General features: G+C 67.6%; 20 protein-coding genes and 1 tRNA gene. 12 read left to right on the top strand and 9 right to left on the bottom strand.

The features are described 5' to 3' along the window. Nucleotides 1–41: 41 nt before the first annotated feature. Together BN2156_RS02410 and BN2156_RS02405 are read left to right on the top strand one after the other, a co-directional pair. Complete coding sequence (locus BN2156_RS02410) at nt 42–1,709, top strand: sulfatase-like hydrolase/transferase (RefSeq protein ID WP_090509846.1); 1,668 nt, start codon at nt 42–44, stop codon at nt 1,707–1,709. Nucleotides 1,710–1,798: 89 nt separating this feature from the next. Then, nucleotides 1,799–2,785, top strand: a complete 987-nt coding sequence (locus BN2156_RS02405) for an NAD-dependent epimerase/dehydratase family protein (RefSeq protein WP_090509844.1) — start codon at nt 1,799–1,801, stop codon at nt 2,783–2,785. A gap of 48 nt (nt 2,786–2,833) precedes the next feature. Here BN2156_RS02405 and BN2156_RS02400 read toward each other — a convergent pair whose 3' ends face one another. Next, nucleotides 2,834–3,616 carry a cutinase family protein gene (locus BN2156_RS02400; protein WP_090509843.1) on the bottom strand — a complete coding sequence of 261 codons (783 nt, stop codon included), beginning with the start codon at nt 3,614–3,616 and terminating at the stop codon, nt 2,834–2,836. Nucleotides 3,617–3,812: 196 nt separating this feature from the next. Here BN2156_RS02400 and BN2156_RS02395 point away from each other — a divergent pair, with 196 nt between their 5' ends. The 4 genes from BN2156_RS02395 (at nt 3,813) to BN2156_RS02380 (ending at nt 7,935) form a co-directional block, all read left to right on the top strand. Then, nucleotides 3,813–4,685, top strand: a complete 873-nt coding sequence (locus tag BN2156_RS02395) for a carbohydrate ABC transporter permease (protein ID WP_090509841.1) — start codon at nt 3,813–3,815, stop codon at nt 4,683–4,685. Continuing rightward, nucleotides 4,672–5,484: a carbohydrate ABC transporter permease gene (locus BN2156_RS02390; protein ID WP_162490715.1), complete on the top strand. Its 813-nt coding sequence runs from the start codon at nt 4,672–4,674 to the stop codon at nt 5,482–5,484. Before BN2156_RS02395 ends, BN2156_RS02390 begins: the two co-directional genes overlap by 14 nt. A 79-nt stretch (nt 5,485–5,563) precedes the next feature. Further along, the gene (locus tag BN2156_RS02385) at nt 5,564–6,895 is read left to right on the top strand and encodes an ABC transporter substrate-binding protein (RefSeq protein WP_090509839.1); all 1,332 of its coding nucleotides are present in this window, start codon (nt 5,564–5,566) and stop codon (nt 6,893–6,895) included. Between the two features lie 53 nt (nt 6,896–6,948). After that, nucleotides 6,949–7,935 (top strand): DUF4349 domain-containing protein, encoded by a 987-nt coding sequence (locus tag BN2156_RS02380; RefSeq protein WP_090515367.1) that lies wholly within the window; start codon nt 6,949–6,951, stop codon nt 7,933–7,935. On the opposite strand, the gene BN2156_RS02375 is transcribed toward BN2156_RS02380, so the two are convergent. Both BN2156_RS02375 and BN2156_RS02370 read right to left on the bottom strand, forming a co-directional pair. Then, nucleotides 7,825–8,661 carry an energy-coupling factor transporter transmembrane component T family protein gene (locus tag BN2156_RS02375; protein WP_090509838.1) on the bottom strand — a complete coding sequence of 279 codons (837 nt, stop codon included), beginning with the start codon at nt 8,659–8,661 and terminating at the stop codon, nt 7,825–7,827. The genes BN2156_RS02380 and BN2156_RS02375 overlap by 111 nt on opposite strands. After that, nucleotides 8,658–10,703, bottom strand: coding sequence for an ABC transporter ATP-binding protein (locus BN2156_RS02370; RefSeq protein WP_090515365.1), 2,046 nt, complete (start codon nt 10,701–10,703; stop codon nt 8,658–8,660). The genes BN2156_RS02375 and BN2156_RS02370 overlap by 4 nt, the downstream gene beginning before the upstream one ends. Before the next feature lie 106 nt (nt 10,704–10,809). Between BN2156_RS02370 and BN2156_RS02365 the strand changes: the two genes are divergently transcribed. The 3 genes from BN2156_RS02365 to BN2156_RS02355 are packed head-to-tail and all read left to right on the top strand — an operon-like array spanning nt 10,810 to nt 13,248. Beyond that, a complete protein-coding gene (locus BN2156_RS02365) occupies nt 10,810–11,286 on the top strand; it encodes a MarR family winged helix-turn-helix transcriptional regulator (RefSeq protein ID WP_407661591.1) in 477 nt (158 codons plus the stop codon). A gap of 18 nt (nt 11,287–11,304) precedes the next feature. Next, nucleotides 11,305–12,516, top strand: coding sequence for an MFS transporter (locus BN2156_RS02360; protein WP_090509836.1), 1,212 nt, complete (start codon nt 11,305–11,307; stop codon nt 12,514–12,516). A gap of 54 nt (nt 12,517–12,570) precedes the next feature. Continuing rightward, a complete protein-coding gene (locus BN2156_RS02355; RefSeq protein WP_235625186.1) occupies nt 12,571–13,248 on the top strand; it encodes a YoaK family protein in 678 nt (225 codons plus the stop codon). Between the two features lie 97 nt (nt 13,249–13,345). Here the strand turns inward: BN2156_RS02355 and BN2156_RS02350 are convergent, their stop codons facing one another. Continuing rightward, complete coding sequence (locus BN2156_RS02350; RefSeq protein WP_090509833.1) at nt 13,346–14,407, bottom strand: esterase-like activity of phytase family protein; 1,062 nt, start codon at nt 14,405–14,407, stop codon at nt 13,346–13,348. Further along, nucleotides 14,407–15,141 carry a VIT1/CCC1 transporter family protein gene (locus tag BN2156_RS02345; RefSeq protein WP_090509832.1) on the bottom strand — a complete coding sequence of 245 codons (735 nt, stop codon included), beginning with the start codon at nt 15,139–15,141 and terminating at the stop codon, nt 14,407–14,409. The genes BN2156_RS02350 and BN2156_RS02345 overlap by 1 nt, the downstream gene beginning before the upstream one ends. A gap of 108 nt (nt 15,142–15,249) precedes the next feature. Here BN2156_RS02345 and BN2156_RS02340 point away from each other — a divergent pair, with 108 nt between their 5' ends. Continuing rightward, a complete protein-coding gene (locus BN2156_RS02340; RefSeq protein WP_090509831.1) occupies nt 15,250–17,172 on the top strand; it encodes an acyl-CoA dehydrogenase family protein in 1,923 nt (640 codons plus the stop codon). Nucleotides 17,173–17,178: 6 nt separating this feature from the next. On the opposite strand, the gene BN2156_RS02335 is transcribed toward BN2156_RS02340, so the two are convergent. Next, entirely contained in the window at nt 17,179–17,670 is a 492-nt protein-coding gene (locus BN2156_RS02335) for an LppP/LprE family lipoprotein (RefSeq protein WP_090509829.1), read from the bottom strand. Nucleotides 17,671–17,806: 136 nt separating this feature from the next. On the opposite strand from BN2156_RS02335, the gene BN2156_RS02330 reads away from it, so the two are divergent. Further along, nucleotides 17,807–18,121, top strand: coding sequence for a hypothetical protein (locus tag BN2156_RS02330; RefSeq protein ID WP_065516517.1), 315 nt, complete (start codon nt 17,807–17,809; stop codon nt 18,119–18,121). A gap of 22 nt (nt 18,122–18,143) precedes the next feature. On the opposite strand, the gene BN2156_RS02325 is transcribed toward BN2156_RS02330, so the two are convergent. Continuing rightward, nucleotides 18,144–18,216 (bottom strand) — tRNA-Asn (locus BN2156_RS02325). A gap of 142 nt (nt 18,217–18,358) precedes the next feature. Between BN2156_RS02325 and BN2156_RS02320 the strand changes: the two genes are divergently transcribed. Next, nucleotides 18,359–18,622: a hypothetical protein gene (locus BN2156_RS02320; RefSeq protein WP_090509826.1), complete on the top strand. Its 264-nt coding sequence runs from the start codon at nt 18,359–18,361 to the stop codon at nt 18,620–18,622. A 3-nt stretch (nt 18,623–18,625) separates the two neighbouring features. On the opposite strand, the gene BN2156_RS02315 is transcribed toward BN2156_RS02320, so the two are convergent. Beyond that, the gene (locus BN2156_RS02315; RefSeq protein WP_210436624.1) at nt 18,626–18,904 is read right to left on the bottom strand and encodes a DUF7155 family protein; all 279 of its coding nucleotides are present in this window, start codon (nt 18,902–18,904) and stop codon (nt 18,626–18,628) included. Between the two features lie 89 nt (nt 18,905–18,993). After that, nucleotides 18,994–20,898: a DNA primase gene (gene dnaG / locus BN2156_RS02310; RefSeq protein WP_090509823.1), complete on the bottom strand. Its 1,905-nt coding sequence runs from the start codon at nt 20,896–20,898 to the stop codon at nt 18,994–18,996. Nucleotide 20,899: the final 1 nt, after the last annotated feature.

Genomic DNA, 20,899 nt, shown 5'->3' with positions numbered 1-20,899 from the left:
CACTAAACGGTGTTCTCAGGATGACCTCTTAACCTGACTGGATGGCAGAGCTCAGCAGGCGGACGGTCCTGGGCGGTGCGGCGGTGGCCGCCGGTGCGGCCGCCGTGGGATTCGGCGGTTATGAACTACTGGGCAGGCGAACGCCGGGCGCGACCGCCCAGCCCAACATCCTCGTCGTCATCGTCGACCAGATGCGGGCACCCCAGTGGTTCCCCGACACCGAACAACTCGGCGCGCTGCTCCCGAACCTCGACCGGCTCCGGACGCGCAGCACCTCATTCGCTTCGCATTACAGCGCGTCGAACATGTGCACACCGTCGCGCGGGGTGCTGACCACCGGCCTGTACTCGCACCAGACCGGGTGCCTGTACACCGGTGAGGGGCCCACGGAGTCGACGCTGGCGGCCCGATTCCCCACCTGGGGCACGATGCTGCGCGACGCCGGCTACCGAACCTGGTGGTGGGGCAAATGGCACCTGGGCAGCGCGGCCGACAACACGCCCGACGGCCTGGACGTCCACGGCTTCTCCGGTGGCACCTATCCGTCCCCCAACGGCGCACCGAACCAGGGCCTGCAGCAGGACCCGTCGATCGTCGATCAGTTCGCCGGTTGGTTCGACGCCCACGCGAGCGAGGGTCCCTGGTGCACCACCGTGTCGCTGGTCAACCCACACGACATCTGCTGGTGGCCGAAAAACCCTCTGCCGGAAGATGTTCCACACCGGTTCAACTCTCATCCGGTGAACTTCGAAACCGCCGACGATCTACGCCGCCGCGGCAAGCCCCAGCTGCAGATCGACTACATGAACTTCATGTCGCCGCTGATGACCGGCGCGATGGACTACACCGGGCCCGAGGCTGCCGCGCAATGGGCGCGCTGCCTCGACATGTACCTGTGGCTGCATCAGCAGGTGGACACCCAGATCGGGCGGGTACTCGACACTCTCGCGGCCCGCCCGGAGATCGACGACAACACGATCGTCGTGTTCACCTCCGACCACGGCGAGTACGCCGGCTCACATGGCCTGCGCGGCAAGGGCGCCGCCGTGTATGAGGAGAGCATCCGGGTGCCCCTCTACATCCGGGACCCGTCAGGTCATCTGACACCTGACGCGGGCGCCACCCGCACGCAGCTCACCTCGAGCGCTGACCTGGCGGCGCTGCTGTTGACTGTCGCCCACGGCGGGACCAGTTGGCGCGCCGACTCGCGGTACTCCTACCTGGCCGGGCGCGCGGACATCGCCGGCATCGCCGCCGATGCCGCCGCACCCGGGCGGCCCTGGATCGCACACGCCACTGACGACATGTCGGTGGAAGAGATGGCCGCCTTGATGAAATCCCCACTGGCCAAGAAGTTCTTCGGCGCCGACGGCCCGCCCACCGAGATCCCCACCTCCGCACCCAGCCACATCGTCGCCGTGCGGACACCCCAGGCCAAGCTCGGCATGTACACGTACTGGAAGCCCGGCACCATGGACATCGACCCCTCGCGGCCTGTCCACCACGAGTTGTACGACTACACAACAGATTCAGGTATCCAAGAGCTCGACAACCAGGCCGGCCGCAACGCCAAACAGGCTGATCTGCAGGCACTTCTGGACAACGAGGTGCTGCCCGAACTGCGGGCCCCGCTACCGGAGTTTCTCAACGAGGCGCAGGAGCAGGGTTTGGCGAATATGAAGGAACTTGCGGAGCTTCGCGGAGGCTGAGCCGGGCTGAGCCGACAAAACCGCTTCCTGACGACGCTCGACGTACTAGCGTCGGTGCGACGTCGTTCGTTCGCCAGGAGGTTCGCGTCATGCGTGTGTTGGTCACCGGCGGTACCGGATTTGTGGGCGGCTGGAGTGCGAAAGCGATTGCCGACGCCGGTCATTCCGTCCGTTTCCTGGTGCGCAACCCGGACCGTCTGCACACCAGTGTCGCCAAGCTGGGGGTCGACGTCTCCGACCACGCCGTCGGCGACATCACCGACCGCGACTCGGTTCTGCGTGCCCTTGACGGCTGTGATGCGGTCCTGCACAGTGCCGCGCTGGTGGCGACCGACCCCGGCCAGACCGCGCAGATGATGAGCACCAACATGGACGGTGCGCGGAACGTGCTCGGCGGCGCCGTGGAACTCGGGCTCGACCCGATCATCCACGTATCGAGCATCACCGCGCTGTTCAATCCCGACGTGGAGACGCTGGAAGCCGACCTGCCGGTGTTCGGCGGTACCGACGGCTACGGCCGGTCCAAGGCCCAGGTCGAAATCTATGCCCGCGGAATGCAGGACGCCGGCGCGCCGGTCAACATCACCTATCCCGGCATGGTGATGGGCCCGCCGGTCGGCAATCAGTTCGGTGAAGCCGGCGAGGGTGTGGCCGCCGCACTGCAGCTCGGCGCGATCCCGGGGCGCAGCGCGGCCTGGACCATCGTCGATGGTCGTGACCTGGCCGCCCTGCATGTCGCGCTGTTGGACCCCGGGCGTGGGCCCCGCCGCTATATGGCGGGCGGACATCGCATTCCGGTGGATCAGCTGGCCAAACTGCTCACCGAGGTCGGCGAGAAGACCATGTTCGCCGTCCCGGTGCCCGACACCGTCCTGCGCGTGGCCGGTCAGGTGCTCGACCGGATGGGCCCGTTCCTGCCGTTCCAGACACCGTTCACCGAGGCCGGGATGCAGTACTACACACAGATGCCCGCCTCCGACGACTCACCGAGCGAACGCGATCTCGGCGTCACCTACCGGGATCCGCGAATCACGTTGGCCGACACCGTCGCGGGATTCCGTCAGCTCGAGCGCTGACGGCCGGAAGCGTTCTGCTTCCGGCCGACGGCGTGTTGTTCAGTCGGTTCAGTTCCCGTCGACCTCGCCCGCGGTCTGCACCACCGGCGCCGAGGGAGCCGCACCACCGAGCTGGCGGGCCGCGAAATCAGCTGCCTGGATCGCCATCCCGTTGTCCTTGTAGGAACTGTGCGCGGCGCGGTTCAGGCCGCCGGGGAAGCAGATCGGATCGCCGGGCGCGCACAGCTGGATGGTCTTGGCCGCATACGGCTGGCCGATGGCGATGGGCGGTGCGCTGCGGTCAGCCAGGCCCAGGACGAAGTCGTCAGGTGTGCCGAACAGGGCCACGGCCGCGACGTGGGAGGCGACGGATGCCGGCATCGGGCCGCTGATCCCGGCGGGCAGGACGAATCCGGCGGGCACGCTGCTTGCGGTGGTGTAACCGGCCACCGCGGCGCCCTGTGAGTAGCCGCCGAGCACGATCTTGGTCGCCGGGCAGTTGGTGGCGATCGACTGGATCCGGTTGCTGGCGTCGGCGACGCCGTCGGCGGCCTGGCCGAAGTTCAGCGATGCGGGGTAGTTCACCCCGTACACGTCGATCGATTTGCCGGGCAGGTCGGCGGTGAGTGCGTCGACGAACGCCTGCCCGGTCGCGCCGACACCCGGTGCCTCGTTGGTGCCGCGGGCGAACACGACCTCGACGTCGGCACACCCGTCGGCGGCATTGGCCGCGGCGATCGGGCCGGCCAGCGAACCGAGGACCATGGCGGCCACGGCGAGCGTGGCGAAGAGCACCGACTGCGCCATCCTGGTGATCGAAGTGCCCGTTCGGGCTCGCTGCGGTGTGCTCATGAGTTGGCCCCCAGTCCGTCTGTCGTTGTTACCTGCTACAAGCGGCAAACAGCGATTCCGATTCCGGGGCGTCAAGTGATGTACGTCATCTGAGCAAATTTCCCGCGCCGGGATGGCTCAGCGGTGTTCCGGCGTTGTTGTTGGGCTTCGGCGCCCGGCGTGGCGTCCGGATGCCAGTACCCGCTTTAATGGCCCGATGGCCACCTCGCGTGTCCGCACCACCGCCCTGGGGTATGCGCTCGTCGCCCCCAGCCTGTTCGGCGTGGTCACGTTCCTGTTGCTTCCCATGCTCGTGGTGATCTGGCTGAGCCTGCAGCGGTGGGACCTGCTGGGCCCGATCGAGTATGTGGGACTGGACAATTGGGCGTCGGTGCTCACCGATTCGGCGTTCGCCACATCGCTGGCGGTGACGCTGCTGTTCGTGTTGCTCGTGGTGCCGGCGCAGACCGTGCTGGGGTTGATCGCCGCGTCGCTGCTGGCCCGCGGACTCCCCGGCACCGGGTTCTTCCGGACCGTGTACGTATTGCCGTGGATCTGCGCACCGCTGGCCATCGCGGTGTTGTGGAAATGGATCCTGGCTCCCACGGACGGAGCGCTGAGCACGGTGCTGGGCCGGCAGGTGGACTGGCTCACCGATCCGGGCCTGGCGCTGCCGGTGGTGTCGGCCGTGGTGGTGTGGACCAACGTCGGTTACGTGACGCTGTTCTTCCTGGCCGGCATTCTCAACATCCCGGCCGATGTCCACCACGCCGCCCGCACCGACGGTGCCACCGACTGGCAACGGTTCCGCCACATCACGCTGCCGATGCTGCGCCCGACCATGTTCTTCGTCCTGGTCACCGGAATCGTCAGCGCAGCTCAGGTATTCGACACCGTGTACGCGCTGACCGCAGGCGGGCCGCAAGGTCGCACGGATCTGGTCGCCCATCGCATCTACGCCGAGGCGTTCGGCGCCGCGGCCGTGGGCCGTGCCTCGGTGATGGCCATCGTGCTGTTCGTCATCCTCGTCGGCATCACGTTGCTGCAGCACATCTACTTCCGTCGCAGGATCAGCTATGACCTCACGTAACGCACTGATCTACGTGGGGCTGCTCCTCGGCGCGGCGATCACCCTGCTGCCCTTCGGACTCGGATTGCTCACCTCCTTCACCTCCGCCGAGCAGTTCGCCACCGATCCCCCGCTGTCGCTGCCCACACCGCCGACGATTGCGAACTACGTCGGGCTGTCCGACGCCGGATTCGGGCGCGCCGTTGTGGTGACCGCATTGATGACCGCCGTCATCCTGCTGGGCCAACTGGTGTTCTCGGTGCTGGCCGCCTATGCCTTTGCCCGGCTGCAGTTTCCCGGCCGCGATGCGCTGTTCTGGGTCTATATCGCGACGCTGATGGTGCCCGCGACGGTGACCGTGGTGCCGCTGTATCTGATGATGGCCGAGGCCGGACTACGCAATACCTTCTGGGCGCTGGTGTTGCCGTTCATGTTCGGCTCGCCGTACGCGATCTTCCTGTTGCGTGAGTACTTTCGGTCGATTCCGCGCGACCTGATCAACGCGGCCCGCCTCGACGGCGCCCACACCCTCGACGTGATCACCCATGTCGTGATTCCGGCCAGCCGGCCGATCCTGGTCACCCTGGCGTTGATCACCGTGGTCAGCCAGTGGAACAACTTCCTGTGGCCGTTGGTGATCACCAGCGGCAGCAAGTGGCAGGTGATCACCGTGGCGACGGCCGGACTGCAGACGCAGTACAACGCGCAGTGGACGCTGGTGATGGCGGCGACCACGGTGGCGATCGTCCCGCTGATCGTGTTGTTCATCGCGTTCTCGCGCAACATCGTCCGCTCGATCGTCGTGACGGGGATCAAATGAGCGCCGAGATCAACGCAGTGGTCGTGAAATCGAGGAGGCGGCAACGACCATATTGTCGATCTCGCGACCGGAGGCAGGCATGAGGCCCCGCCGCTCGACCCTGCTGGCCGCGGGTCTGGCGCTCACCATGGCCGTGCTGCTGGTGGCCGCGATGCTGCTGGGCCGCACGACCGAACCCGAGGGCCGCACCGTGGTCACCGTGCGCCTGTGGGACCCGCAGGTTGCGGCGGCCTACCGGGAGTCCTTCGCCGAGTTCAGCAAGGAGCATCCCGACATCGAGGTGCGGGTCAACACCGTCGCCTATTCGTCCTACTTCGACAGCTTGCGCACCGATGTGGCCGGCGGCAGCGCCGATGACATCTTCTGGCTGTCCAATGCTTACCTCGCCGGGTATGCCGACAACGGCCGGCTGCTCGACATCGGACAGACATTGGGCGCCAACGCCGCCCGTGCCTGGGAACCCTCGGTGGTCAACCAGTTCACCCGCAACGACGCCCTGTGGGCCGTTCCGCAGCTGACCGATGCCGGTATCGCGGTGTACTTCAACGCCGACCTGCTCGACGCCGCCGGAGTGGACCTCGCCGACCTGACCACGATGCGGTGGTCGAACGGGCCCGACGACACCCTTCGGTCACTGGCGGCCAGGCTCACCGTCGACGAACAGGGCCGTGCCGCCGGGACCGAGGGATTCGACGCCGGCCGGATCCGGCAGTGGGGTTACAACGCCGCCAACGATCTTCAGGGCATCTACCTCAACTACATCGGCTCGGCGGGCGGCATCTTCAACATCGGCGACCGCTTCGCTTTCGACAACCCGCAGGCCGTCGAGGCGTTCACCTATCTGGTGCGGCTGATCAACGACGATCACGTCGCCCCGCCGGCCTCGGCCACCAACAACAACGGGGACTTCTCCCGCAACATGTTCCTGCAGGGCAGGATGGGCCTGTTCCAGTCCGGCACCTACAACCTGGCCGCCATCGCGAACCAGGTCCGGTTCCGGTGGGGCGTGGCGATGCTGCCGGCCGGGCCCAAGGGCCGGGTCAGCGTCACCAATGGCATTGCCGCGGCGGCGAACTCGGCGACCCGCCATCCCGATGCGGTCCGCGATGTGCTGGCCTGGATAGGCAGCAAGCGTGGCAACGAGTACCTCGGCTCCAAGGGCGCCGCCATCCCGGCCGTGCTGCGGGCCCAACCCGTCTACCGCGACTACTGGAAAGCCCGCGGAGTCGATGTCAGCCCCTTCTTCCGGGTGCTGCACGGGCCGCGCATCCCGGCTCCGGGCGCGGCGGGTTTCCCGGCCGGATTCCAGGCCCTCAAGCCGTATTTCGACGAGATGTTCCTCGGCCGCCGCGATGTGGAGAAGTCACTGGCCGATGCGCAGTGGGCGGCCAATTCCGCCGCCGCCCGCTGACGGTGCCCCGAGATCAACCCCTGACCTCCCTGAATATCGCCTACATTGGGCTGATGTCCCAGCACACCAGTGCATCCCGCCACCGCCGCCTGGTCGTGGCGCTGTTCGCCGCGGCCATGTTGGCCGCCGCGCCGGCCTGCGCGGCCGGGGAATCGCCCAACTCCACGTCACCGGCGGCGCCGCAGAGTGACTCCGGTTTCGCCCCGGCACCCGAGGGCGGCGCCGGGCTCAAGGAAGCGCCGGTACCCACCGAGGTCAAACGCGACATCGTCAAGACCGCGTCGATGTCGATCACCACGGGCAATCCGACGGCAGTCGCGGACAAGGCCGTATCGCTGGCGGCCGATGCCGGCGGCCGGGTCGACAGCCGCTCCGAGGACGCGGGCTCCAGTTCCGGCCGGGCCCACATCGCCCTGGCGCTGCGGGTGCCTGCCGCCAAACTCGAAGGAACGCTCGACGAGTTCAAGAAGCTCGGCACCGTCCAGACCGTCGAGGTTCGCGCCGAGGACGTGACCTCCCAGCGCGTAGATCTCGACGCCCGCATCAAGGCACTGCAGACCTCGGTCGACCGACTGCTGGGGATCATGCGTGACGCCAAGGATCCCGAGGCGCTGGTCAAGGCCGAGGACGCGTTGTCGCAACGTCAGGCCGATCTCGACAGCCTGCGCGCACAGCGCACGCAGCTCGGCGATCAAATCGACTACAGCACGGTCAATCTCGACATCACCGCCGAGCAGATCGGCGGCCCGGCCCCGCAGTATCAGGGTTTCTGGGGGCAGGTCGAGCGCGGTTGGCACGGTCTGGTGTCGGTGGCATCGGGGGCCGTGATGCTGTTCGGCCTGCTCCTGCCGTGGTTGGCCGCCGTCGTCATCGCGGCAGTGATCATCGTGGCCGTGATCCGGCTGACCCGGCCGCGGCGCGGGCAGCCGTCAGCGGCGCGGCAGGCTGGTGGGCAGGACGGTCAGCTCCAGCGCCAGGGCGCTGCCGCAGACCAGAACGAGAATGGCGAAGGTGATCCAGTCCCGCCGCCGGGGCCGTGACGGAGCCGCCGAGATCTGACCGGCCCCGCCGCGGGCGGTGATGGCATCACCCATCTCGTCCCCTCGGCGCAGTGCCACGGTGACGGCGGCGGCCAGCAGGTCGACCAGGTTGGCGACCCGTTGCTTGCGCCGCGCGCGGAATGTCTCGGCGGGTTCGACGGGGCGCAGCCGGTGCGCGGCGTAAAGGGTGCGGAACTCGTCGATCAGCATCGGGAACGCCCTCAGCGCCAACGCGATCGTCACCGCCCAGTCGTGCACCGGGATGCGTAGCAGCCGGAGCGGGCGACCCAGTGTGGCCACCGCGGGGGCGATGTCGGCGACGTTCGTCGTCCAGGACACCAGCGCACCGAGCCCCAGCAGCACGATCGCCAGCGCGGTCACTCGCAGGAAGTTGAGCAGCCCGCCCAAGCCGAGTTGCACCGACCCGATGTCCACGAATGGGGAGCCACCGGCGAGGGCGGCCAGCGCCCCGCCGATCAGCAGCAGGATCCACAGGAAGAACGGGATCGACGGCAGCACACCCCGCGGAATGTGCGCCAGCCGCGCGGTCACCAGGACCAGCACCGCGACGAACGCGATGGGCACCCAGCCCGGATAGAAGGTCAGCAGCACGCCGATGCCCGCGACGGCGAGCAGCTTTGTGCCGGCCCACAATCGGTGGATGACGCTGTCGCCGGGCACCGGACGCAACAGCACGACGGGCTTGCGTTGGGTCGGAGCGGTCATCGGGCACCTCCGGCCGGGGTCGGGGCCAGGGCGAGTTCACCCTGATGCAAGTGCAACGTGCGCGGACACAGGCCCTCCAGCCCGGTGAAATCGTGGGAGATGACCACGACGGTCAGACCGTTGTTGTGCCGCAGGTCCTCCAGCAACCGCAGCAGCCCGCGTTGGCTGGCGGCGTCCAGCCCGGCCAGCGGCTCGTCGAGGATCAGCGCGCGCGGCGAGCGCGCCAGCAGCCCGGCCAGTACGACACGACGCATCTGACCGCCCGAGAGTTGGTCGATGCGGCGCTGTGCCAGCGCCGCATCGAGACCGACCATCTCCAGTGCGCCCGCCACACGCTCGTCATCCCGCGGCGAAAAACCTGCGGCCGAGGCGATTTCACGTCCGACGGTGCTACGCATCAATTGCAGCCGGGCGGCCTGGAACGAGATCGCCACCGAGCCCACCTGCTGCGCCACCGGAACCCCGTCGAGCAGGCAGGCACCGTAGGTGGGCACCGTCAACCCGGCCATGATCCAGGCCAGGGTCGATTTTCCGGAGCCGTTCAGGCCGTGCACCAGGACGCCGTCGCCCTCGTTGACGGTGAACGTAATGTCACGCAAAGCCGTTTTCGCCCAAGGGGTTCCGCTGGCGTATTCGTGCCCGACGCCGGTCAGCTCCAGCACCGGCGCGGCACTGGGAGCGGCATGCGTGGCTGCCACGGGCACCGCGGAGGTCTGCACCATGTCGGTGTTGTCGGCGGTGCCGCCGTTGCCGCTGAGCGTCACGGTCCGGTCGGCGGAGTCGGCCTCGTCGTTGTAATGCGTGATGTGCACCAGTGACATCTGGTGATGATCGGTCAGGCCGGACAACACGTTCATCAAGGTGTCGCGCCCCCGCTGATCGACCATGCTGGTGACCTCGTCGGCGATCAGCAGCGAGGGTTCGCGGGCCAATGCCCCGGCCACCGCGAGGCGCTGCAGTTCCCCGCCGGACAATCCCCCGGTGTCTCGTTCGGCCAGGCCGTCGAGCCCCACTTCGGCCAGCAGCCGCTCGACGTCAACCGTCGCGCCGGCGGGCAGACCCCACACCACGTCATCGGCCACCCGGGTCCCGAGCACCTGGCTTTCCGGATGCTGCATCACCACTGCGGTGCCACCGATGCGCCCCAGGCCCACGGCGCCGGCCCGCTCGATGGTGCCCGAGGTCGGTTTGCGGCCGGAAAGCATGAGCATCAGCGTGGTCTTGCCCGAGCCGTTGGGCCCGGTCACCGCGACGTGCTCGCCGGGCTGCAGTTCCATCGACACCGGGCCCAGCGCGTCGCGCTCGACCCCGGGGTAGCGGAACCGCACGTCGGTCAGCCTGGCCGGCACGGGACCGACGGCGGCTTGCTCGTCCTCGTCACCGGAATCGAGTTTGTGCACGTCCGGAACGCCGAGCAGCCGGGCCAGGATGCGCGACAGCGCCCACCAGCCGATCATGCTGACCGTAGTGATGCTGGTGATGCCGAGGAACAGCATGAGCACCGGCCAGTAGTCGAGCATCGTGGCGAAGGTGTTCCGCAGCGGTTCGGCCGCGACGTCGAGGACCGGGATCCGCTCGAGGACCTTGGCGATCCCTTCGATGCCTGCCGACAGCGAGTCGAAGATCAGGCTGCGCAGCCTGGTCAGGACGGTGAGCGCCACGATGATCGCCGCTCCGAACAGCGCCCCGGCCACAATGGCGGCGCCGAACGCGGTGCCGGTGCCGCGTCCGCGACGCTTGACCACCCCGGTCAGCCCGCCGATGTAGGCACAGTCGACGACGGTCATCGCTCCACCCATGCCGGCGATCAAGAAGGCGATCGTGGCCGCGGCGACGGTGGCCGCAAGCAGCACCCGCAGCCGGTAGCGGTAGGCCAGCAGGCCCATGGGCACGGTTCCCAGCACCGAGAGCCCGCCGGCGAACGGCACCACCACGGCGATGATGGCCGTGGCCGCACAGAGGGCCGCCATCACCGAAGCCTGTGCAAGCTCGCCTGGGGTGAGGCCGCGCCGAGGCGTCGTCGCCGGGGATATCGCGGTCATCGTTCGATTCTGCCAGCCGCGATCGCGGCCGTCGGTTGCCCGTCGTGTGACCGACAGCACGCCGGATGACTAGACTACATAGTAAATCTATGTAAATATGGTGGGCATGCCGACCCCGACCAAGGATGTCACGGTAACCGACAACACCGAACTCGGCGCCGACCTGTTGTCGGTCGTCGCCCGGTTGAATCGGCTGGCCACCCAACGCACCCGACTTCCGCTGCCATGGGCCCAGGCCCGGCTGCTGTCCACCATTGAGGACCAGGGCGAGGCACGCATCTCCGACCTCGCCTATCTCGACCACTGCTCGCAGCCGACGATGACCACCCAGGTTCGCCGGCTCGAAGACGCCGGCCTGGTGTCGCGCACCACCGACCCCGGCGATGCCCGAGCGGTATTGATCGGCATCACCGATCAGGGACGGCGAACCCTGGAGCAGGCCAGGGCCGATCGTGCCGCGGCGATCAACCCGCGGCTCGAGCGACTGACCGCCGACGAGCGCAAGACGTTGACGGCCGCCGTCGACGTCATCCGCCGGATCCTCGAAGACCGCGACGAACCTGCTCTGCCGAACGACAATTAGTTAGGAGTTACCGCGCTGATGTGGCGCCAACCCAAGGCCGTATGGGCCGTCGCCTTTGCCTCCGTCGTCGCCTTCATGGGCATCGGACTGGTCGATCCCATCCTCAAACCGATAGCCGACAACCTCAACGCCTCACCGTCACAGGTGTCATTGCTGTTCACCAGCTACATGGCGGTGATGGGTGTGGCGATGCTGATCACCGGCGTGGTGTCCAGCCGCATCGGCCCCAAGCGCACGCTGCTGCTCGGCCTGGTGATCATCATCGCCGGCGCCGGCCTGGCCGGGATGAGCGACACCGTGATGGAGATCGTGGGCTGGCGTGCCCTGTGGGGCCTGGGCAACGCCCTGTTCATCGCCACGGCGCTGGCCACCATCGTCAACTCCGCGAAAGGCTCTGTGGCGCAAGCCATCATCCTGTATGAAGCGGCGCTGGGCCTGGGCATCGCGATCGGCCCGCTGGTCGGCGGCGTGCTCGGCTCGATCTCCTGGCGCGGCCCGTTCTTCGGTGTCTCGGCGTTGATGGCCTTCGCCTTGGTGATCACCGCGTTCCTGTTGCCGGCCACCCCGCGCGCCGAACGTGCCACCACGCTGGCCGATCCGTTCCGGGCGCTGCGGCATCGCGGACTGCTCGGCGTCGCGGTCACCGCGCTGCTCTACAACTTCGGTTTCTTCACCTTGCTGGCCTTCACCCCCTTCCCGCTGAACATGACCGCCCATCAGATCGGGCTGATCTTCTTCGGCTGGGGTCTGGCGCTGGCGTTCACCTCGGTGGTGGTCGCCCCGCGACTGCAGCACCGCTTCGGTACCGTGCGGGTGCTCATCCTCAACCTGATCGCCTTCACCGCGGTACTGGCCGTGATGGCGGTGTGGACGGATTCCAAGACCGTCCTGGCATCGGGTGTGGTGATCGCCGGCCTGTTCATCGGCATCAACAACACGCTGATCACTGAGACCGTGATGAAGGCCGCCCCGGTCGAACGTGGGGTCGCCTCGGCGGCCTACAGCTTCCTGCGCTTCGGCGGCGCCGCCGTCGCACCCTGGCTGGCCGGGGTGCTCGGCGAGCAGGTCAACGTGCACCTGCCCTACTGGGTGGGTGCGGCCGCGGTGCTGGCCGGTGCCGGCGTGCTGACCCTGACCCGGCCGCACCTGGTCGGCATCGATGTCGAGGAGTCCGAGCTCGACGAGCTGACCGACGAGGCCACCGCGGTCACCGTCGGCAGCGACAGCTGACGCCTCGGGGCGAATCCCGCCCCGACGGCCGGCCAGCTCCCGACAATGGGTGACATGTCGCAACAGTTCGACGGCGAGGCCCGATTGTCGTGGGTACTGGCAGCTCTGGCCGGAGTGCTGGGGGCAGCCGCGTTCACCCATTCGGCCGGATATTTCGTCACCTTCATGACGGGCAATACCGAGCGGGCGTTCCTCGGGCTGTTTCAGGGCGAGGAGTGGCTGGCGATCGGTGCCGCGCTGCTGCTGCTCGCCTTCGTCGGCGGTGTGGTGATCGCATCGTTGTGCCGCCGCCATCTCTGGGTCAATCACCCCCACGGCGCGACCGTGCTGACGACGCTTGCGCTGGTGGTGTCCACAGTGGTCGACCTCGTCGAGCGCGGCTGGACGGCCCGCGACGTTCCGTACATCCCAATCCTGTTCGTGGCCTTCGGTATCGGCGCGCTGAACACGTCGTTCGTCAAGGACGGCGAGGTGTCTATCCCGCTGAGTTACGTGACCGGGACGCTGGTAAAGCTCGGCCAGGGCATCGAACGCCACATCAGTGGAGGCCAGCTCAGCGATTGGCTGGGATATTTCATGTTGTGGGCCGGCTTCGCCGGTGGCGCCATCGTCGGCGGCTTCATCAGCGTCGTCGTCAGCGGCTCTCAGATGCTGCTGGTGGCCACGGTGGTCTGCGCGATCACCGCGGCCTACACCTACTTCTACTTCGATCGTCACGCGCTGTTGAAATAGCGCGCGCTTGCCTACCCTCTCGCCGAGATTGACGTGAGGGTCGCGATTCGGCGAAATTCACGACCCTGAGCGCAATCTCGACGCAAGCTTTGCCGGTCTACAGCGCGAACAACAGGAACTGCGTCACCTGTGTGGGCGAGAAATTGTCGTCGCTGACCGCGATAACCGACTGCCGGCCGTCGGCCAGCTTGGGTCCCAACGTGATTCCCTCGATGTTGTCCAGCGGCGCCAGGCCCGGGGTGGCGGTGAGATCGGCCAGCAGCGTCTTGGTCAGCTCGGTAGAGCCCTCGACAACCGAGGCCCGATAGATCCGGACCGCCACGTGCGTACCGTAGCCCCGCTCGACCACCAGGAAGCTGCTGTCATCGAGCGCCACCAGATCCGACAACCCGTTGTCGCCGCCCGGCCCCGCACTGACCGCGTCCAGCGGATAGGTGTACTGGCCGTCGGCCGCCCCGGACTCCGCGTCGAATCGGACGATGCGGGTCCGCGCGCCACGCTGCTCATCGGGCCGCGGCCCGTCGTCGTAGCCGGGCCCCTCCATGGCCGCCCAGAGATACCGCCCGCCCGGCGTGAGCGTGAGCCCTTCCAATGCACTGTTGCGCCGTGGACCGTGTTCGTCGGCCGACATCTGAAACCCGCCGGGCAGGGTGAACTCGCCCAGGAAACTGCCGTCGAGGCCGGCGGTCCGGACCCACGGGTCCAGCAGGAGCGGCACCCCGGGCCCCTCGGCGCGCCGCTCCCCCTCGCTGGTCCAGTACAACCGCTGCCTGCGGGCATCGAAGGCGATGGCCTCGGGGTCGGGCGGCACCGCCGGTGGGGTCACGTCGATGTTCAGCGGGCCGAACGGCTGTCCGTCGCGGTCCAGCCACGGATGGGTGGTGACGAACTCGACATCGCCGATACCGTTGTCCGACAGCGTGATCCGCGCGGTGTAGAAGCGGGCCGGGTTCTTCGCGGAGCGGTCGTCGCTGACGACGTAGTACAGATCGGCGGCCTGGTCGTAGCTGATTCCCGACAAACCGCCGATCACCGTGCCGTCCAGGGTCGCGCCGTGAGCCACCTGGTGCTGGCCGAGATAGTCCAGTTGCGGCGTGGCCTGCGCGGGACCACACGCCGACAACGCCAGGACGCCGGCCAAGAGAATTCGACGCGGCATCAGGTGATGACGGCGCCGACCAGTATGCCGACCGCATAAGTGGCCGCGATCGCGACAGCCCCGAACAGCAGCTGCCGCAGCCCAGCGATGGCAACCGGCTTGCGGGTGAACTTCGCCGCCACCCCGCCGGCGATCAACAGGCCCACCCCGCCGCAAGCCAGGCCGGCCCACAGGGATTCGAAGCCCAACAGATACGGGATGAGCGGGATGATCGCACCGATCGCGAAGAGGACGAACGACGAAGCCCCGGCCACCCACGGTGACGGCTTCTCGCGGGGATCCACCCCCAGCTCCTGGACCAGATGAAAGTTGACGGCCCGATTCTCGTCGCGGTGGATCTCCTCGGTGGCCTTGGCCGCCGTCTCCGGCGTCATCCCCATCTCCTGCAGCATCGCCACCAGTTCAGCCTGCTCGGCCGTCGGGTTCTTGCGGAACGACCGGCGCTCCACGCTGACCTCGGAATCGACCTGCTCGTTGGCGGTCGTGACCGAGGTGTACTCACCCAGCGCCATCGAGAAGGCACCGGCCAGCAGCCCGGCCACGCCGCTGAGCACCACGGTCTGGGCCGAGGCGCTGGCCCCCACACCGGCGATCAGCGCGGTGTTGCTGACCAGGCCGTCCATCGCACCGAAGGTCGCCGCGCGCAGCCAGCCCCCGGTGACATCGGCATGGCGGTGATAGCTCACATGCGGCAAACCGGTGGGAGACAGAGACTTACCGACAGACTCCGGCATGGCGCCAGTCTTTCGCGGCGATGTCGAGCTTGTCCAGCAAGGCTTGCCTTCCCAACAGATAGAGCGTCAACCGTCCTATAACCACCGCCCGACGCGTTACCGTCGGATATGACCTCCACTTCCGAACATCTGCGAAATGCGCTGGACGGCCGCTGGCGCGACGTCAAGAACGCCATGCGAGCCAGGTTGTCGGACGAGATTTTCCGACCGCATTACACCCCCAACACGGTGATCGCCCGCGCGAAGGTGGGCGAGCAACTCAAGATCATGGCCGCGGCCGGTGCTGCCGAGGACGGCTTCCGCAAGGAGCACGGCGGCAACGGAGACGTCGGCGCAGCCATCACCCAGATCGAGATGCTGGCGATGAGTGACCTCTCGCTGATGGTCAAGGCCGGGGTGCAGTGGGGCCTGTTCGGCGGCGCCATCGAGAACCTCGGCACCGAACGCCATCACAAGGCGTACGTGCGCCGGCTCATCGACCTGGACCTGCTGGGCTGCTTCGCGATGACCGAGACCGGCCACGGCAGCGACGTGCAGTCACTCGAGACCACCGCCACCTACGATCCGGAGACCCAGGAATTCGTCATTCACTCCCCCACACCCACCGCACGCAAGGACTACATCGGCGGCGCCGCCGAAACCGCCCGGGTGGCAACGGTTTTCGCCCAGCTGATCACGCCTGACGGGAAAGGCCACGGCGTGCACTGCCTCGTGGTGCCGATCCGTGACGACATGGGCAACGACATGCCCGGGGTGACGACGTCCGACTGCCATTACAAGGGCGGCCTGCCCGGCGTCGACAACGGGCGCATCGTGTTCGACCACGTGCGGGTCCCGCGGGAGAACCTGCTCAACCGCTACGCCGACGTCGCCCCCGACGGCACCTACAGCTCACCGATCGAGAATCCCGGCCGACGCTTCTTCACCATGCTGGGCACGCTGATCCGTGGCCGGGTCACCGTCGGTGGCAGCGCCGCCGCGGCCGCACGGGTGGCACTGGACATCGCCACCCGATATGCCCTGGAACGCAGGCAGTTCGAGGCACCGAAGAGCACCGAGGAAGTTCTGATCATGGACTACCTGGTACACCAGCGCCGGCTGCTGCCGCTGATCGCCAAGTCCTACGCGCTGCAGTTCGCCCAGAACGAACTGGTGGCCAAGTGCCATGAGCTGCAGACCTCCGACGACCCCGACGCCGAGGAGCAGCGCGAACTGGAGGCCCGCGCGGCCGGACTCAAGGCCGCGAACACCTGGCACGCCAGCCGCGCCATCCAGGAGGCCCGCGAAGCCTGCGGCGGCGCCGGCTATCTCGCCGAGAACCGGTTGATCGCGCTGCGTGCCGACACCGACGTGTTCACCACCTTCGAGGGCGACAACCATGTGCTCACCCAGTTGGTGGCCAAGGAACTGCTGACCGCCTACGCCGACGACATCAAGGGCATGAGCCCGGTCGAATGGGTGCGGTTCGCGGCCAACTACGCCGGCGAGCGGGTACTGAAACGCACTGCCGCAGAGACCATCATCCAAACCGTCCTGGACACCCGTCAGGACAACGAGGAGGAAGGCAGCCTGTTCAACCGCGGCACCCAGGTCAAGATGTTCGAGGACCGCGAGCAGTACATGCTGGCCTCGGTGGCACGACGGCTGCAGGGCAAGGCCAAGGAGATGTCGGCGTTCGACGCGTTCAACGCCGTGCAGGACCATGTGCTGCATGCCGCACAGGCGCACATCGACCGGGTCATCCTGGAAGCGTTCGTAGCGGGCATCGACGCCTGCGAGGACGACACCGCCCGGGGACTCCTCGACGATGTCTGCGACCTGTACGCGCTGTCGGTCATCGAGGACGACAAGGCCTGGTTCATCGAGCACCGCTACCTGTCGACCGAACGTGCCAAGGCCGTGACGCGCGGGATCAACGAGCGCTGCCGGTCACTGCGCCCGCACGTCGAAACCCTCGTCGACGGGTTCGGCATCCCCGAGCAGCTGCGCTACGCGGCGATGCTCGATCCCGCCGAGCTGGTCAACGGCTGAGACGTCTCAGGGCTTCGGAATCGGGTCGATGGCAGCCAGTTTGCCGTCGTCCCCGATCCGGAACCGCACGGTGGCGATGCCGGTCGGCGACTTCGGTGAGTCCTGCCCCTGCTGCCACTGGTAGTTCACCACCACGGTGTCGTCGGCGTTGGTGACCACGTTGATGTAGGGCCGCGGTTCCGGGGTGGCCGGGCCGATCGGCGTCTGCCGGTCGAAGAACAGCAGCTGCCCGACGCTGTTGGGCTCGGGGTTGGTCTGGCCTACCTGTACCCAGTACAGCCGGCAGTTGGTGGTGTGCCCGGTGTTGACCTGAGTCCACTGCCGACCCGCTTCGGGCGCGGGCAATTTCGCGATCTGATCGGCGATGGTGTCGGCGCTGGGGCCGTCGGTGGGCGCGCAGGTGTCCGGCTTCGGCGGTGGCGCCGACGGCGGGCTCCAGCCGCAGCCAACCGCGAATAGACCGACGAAGGCGACGATGGCGATCAGCCGTGGGTGCACATCCTCGAGCGTAGCGAATCAGCCCGGCTCAGCGAGTGGGCTGACGGCGGCGCGTCGATAGGTGACACTGTTTGCGATCCGACTCACGATCACCGAAGTATCACCGCTCACAACCACTGACCCCAAGGAGACACTGATGGCTTGGTTCCTCGCCATGGAAGGCCCCGCCAACAAGGCCGTGCTGTACCAACTGCAGGAATCAGTCAACGTCCAACAGATCGCCGAGGAGATGGCCAGCGCGGCCACCCTCGATCGCGCCGTACCCGTGCCGGCCGTGTTGCAGAACAACAGGCAGCAGGTGACGGTGTACGTGCGGCCGGCAGCCTGGGGCGTGTGGACGTTCTACCAATTGACCGATGAGGAGCGGAAAGCTCTCGCGTCGGCGTCCAATCCACTGGTGGAGGCGCTTACCCAGGCGGCCCGTCAGGCGCAGACCCGGCCCCAGTCCTAGGCCTGGGATTCTGGAGAACTTGCTCCCCCGGATGGACTCGAACCATCAACCGCCCGATTAACAGTCGGGAGCTCTGCCAATTGAGCTACAGGGGACTACCTTCCGCGGAAGCTCCGCGGCCGAGCGTTGACTCTAGCGTACGGACCGCCGCTGCCGCCAATGCGCTCCCAGACGGGCGCGTCGGGGCGGCGGTGAGGCAGGATGGAGCACACACATCAGTCGTCTGGGAGGGACACCGTGATCCGCTATGCCGCCGTGATCGCCGTCGGCTATGTACTGGGCGCCAAGGCCGGGCGACGCCGCTATGAGCAGATCGCCAGCACCTACCGCGCGGTGGCCGCCAACCCGGCCACCAAAGCAGTTCTGGACGCCGGCCGTCGCAAGATCGCCAATCGGGTCTCCCCCGATCCGCAGTTCCTCACGTTGACCCCCATAGATGCGGAAACGTCGGTGTTCTCCACGAAGGAGAGCACCGACGCTTCGGCGAAACGTAACTGGTAGGGGCTAGCCGATCCCCTGGTTGATCGACGTGCCCGGCAGCAGCGGGCCGGTCACCACGCCGTTCTGTCCGACGCCGACCCACGGCGTGCCCACGTTGGCAGGCATCCCGTTCGAGTAGGACAGGCACTTGCCGTCCTCCTTGTTGCCGAACCAGGCCAGGCAGGCCGGCTGGGCCGAGACCTCGGGGCCCGGACCCGACGTTGCGAGGAACGCCGGTGCGGCCACCGCGGCACCCGTGGCCAGCGCAAATGCGCCCACTGCGACGTAGCGCCGTGTCTTCATGCTGAACAATGTCACCAGGTTGGTCACCGGGTTCGCCTCTTTCGCGTGTAGGGGCCCGACTGCGCCTCACCCTATCGCGATGTGAGCGATCACGCAGTCAGGTCATCGCCGCTGGCCTGCTCGAGCAGGCTGCGGCGGTAGGACTCCATGGCCACCAGGTCACCGAACAGGGCGTGATATTCGTCTCCCTGCTCCACCGGCGACATGCGTTGCAGCTTGGATTTCACCTCGGCGATCTGGCGGCCCACCCAGACTTCCTGCAGACGGGCCAGCACGCTGGTGATGTAGCGCGGGAGTTGTTCGTCATCCTCGACGTTGATGGCTTCCACGCCCAGTTCGTTGACCAGGCCGGCTGCCGCCGGGGACGTGGTCTGCTCGCGGACCGCCTCGATCCATTGGGCTCCGGAACTGCCCGACGCCACGCCGCCGGCGGCCTCGATGGCCGACCGCACCGCGGCGTACCCGGGATGGGTGAAACTCTCGACCGTCAGCGAGTCGAACACCGGCCCGGCGATCGCCGGGTACTGCAGGCCGGCCTTGAGCGCTTCCCGCTGCGGCCACAGCGTCGGGTCGGTCGGGTTGGGACGTTGCACGGGGGCCGCCGTGGGTCGTGCCTGTTGCCGCGCGGGCTGACGCCGGGTGTCCTTGCGGCCACCGCCGGCTTCCTCCCGCACCCGGCCGATCACCTGGGCGACGTTGTCCCAGCCGACCCAGCCGGCCAGCTGCCGCGCATACTCGTCGCGCAGCGTCGGGTCTTTGATCCGGGCCGCCATCGGCACGCAGCGCCGCAGCGCGGCTACCCGGCCCTCGGCGCTGTCCAGGTCATGTTCGGCCAGCGCGCTGCGAATCACGAACTCGAACAACGGTGTTCGACGCGCGACCAGGTCGCGCACGGCGCCGTCGCCCGAGCGCAGCCGCAGATCGCACGGGTCCATACCGTCGGGAGCCACCGCCACGAACGACTGACCGGACAGGTTCTGCTCGCCCTCGAATGCCTTCACCGCGGCCGCCTGGCCGGCGGCGTCGCCGTCGAACACGTAGATCAGCTCACCGCGGAAGAAGTTGTCGTCCATCATCAGCCGGCGCAGCATCGACAGGTGCTGCTCGCCGAACGCGGTGCCACACGAGGCCACCGCGGTGGTCACGCCGGACAGGTGCATCGCCATCACATCCGTGTAGCCCTCGACCACGACGGCCTGATGGCCCTTGGCGATGTCGCGTTTGGCGCGGTCCAGCCCGAACAGCACCTGTGATTTCTTGTACAGCACGGTCTCGGGGGTGTTGACGTACTTGGCCTGGTTCTGGTCGTCGTCGAACAGCCGGCGCGCGCCGAACCCGATGGTCTCGCCCGAGGACACCCGGATGGGCCACAGCAACCGGCGATGGAACCGGTCCATCGGCCCCCGTTTGCCTTCCCGGCTCAGCCCGGCCGCCTCCAGCTCCTTGAACTCGAAACCCTTACGCAGCAAGTGCTTTGTCAGCGTGTCCCAGCCCGACGGCGCGAACCCGCAGCCGAACTGGGCGGCCGCGGCGGCGTCGAAGTTGCGCTCGGTCAGGTACTTGCGCGCCTCGGCCGCCTCATCCGAACGCAGCGCCTCGGCATAGAACTCCTGGGCCGCGGCGTTGGCGGCCAACAAGCGGCTGCGGCTGCCCCGGTCCCGCTGGACGTTCGTCGTCGACGCGCCGGTGTAGGTGACGGTGTAGCCGACCCGGTCGGCCAGCAACTCAACCGCCTCGACGAAGCTGACGTGCTCGATCTTCTGGATGAAGGCGTAGACGTCGCCGCCCTCGCCGCAACCGAAGCAATGGAAGTGGCCGTGATTCGGCCGCACATGGAACGACGGCGACTTCTCGTCGTGGAACGGGCACAGGCCCTTCATCGAATCGGCCCCGGCCCGCCTCAACTGGACGTAGTCACCGACGACATCCTCGATGCGGACTTTTTCACGAATGGCCGCGATATCGCGATCAGAAATCCGGCCGGCCACCGGCATA

The sequence above is a fragment of the Mycolicibacterium neworleansense genome (genome assembly GCF_001245615.1).
Classification (GTDB): domain Bacteria; phylum Actinomycetota; class Actinomycetes; order Mycobacteriales; family Mycobacteriaceae; genus Mycobacterium; species Mycobacterium neworleansense.
The sequence above is the reverse complement of the archived record's forward strand: the minus strand, read 5'-3'. Positions and strand labels throughout refer to the sequence as shown.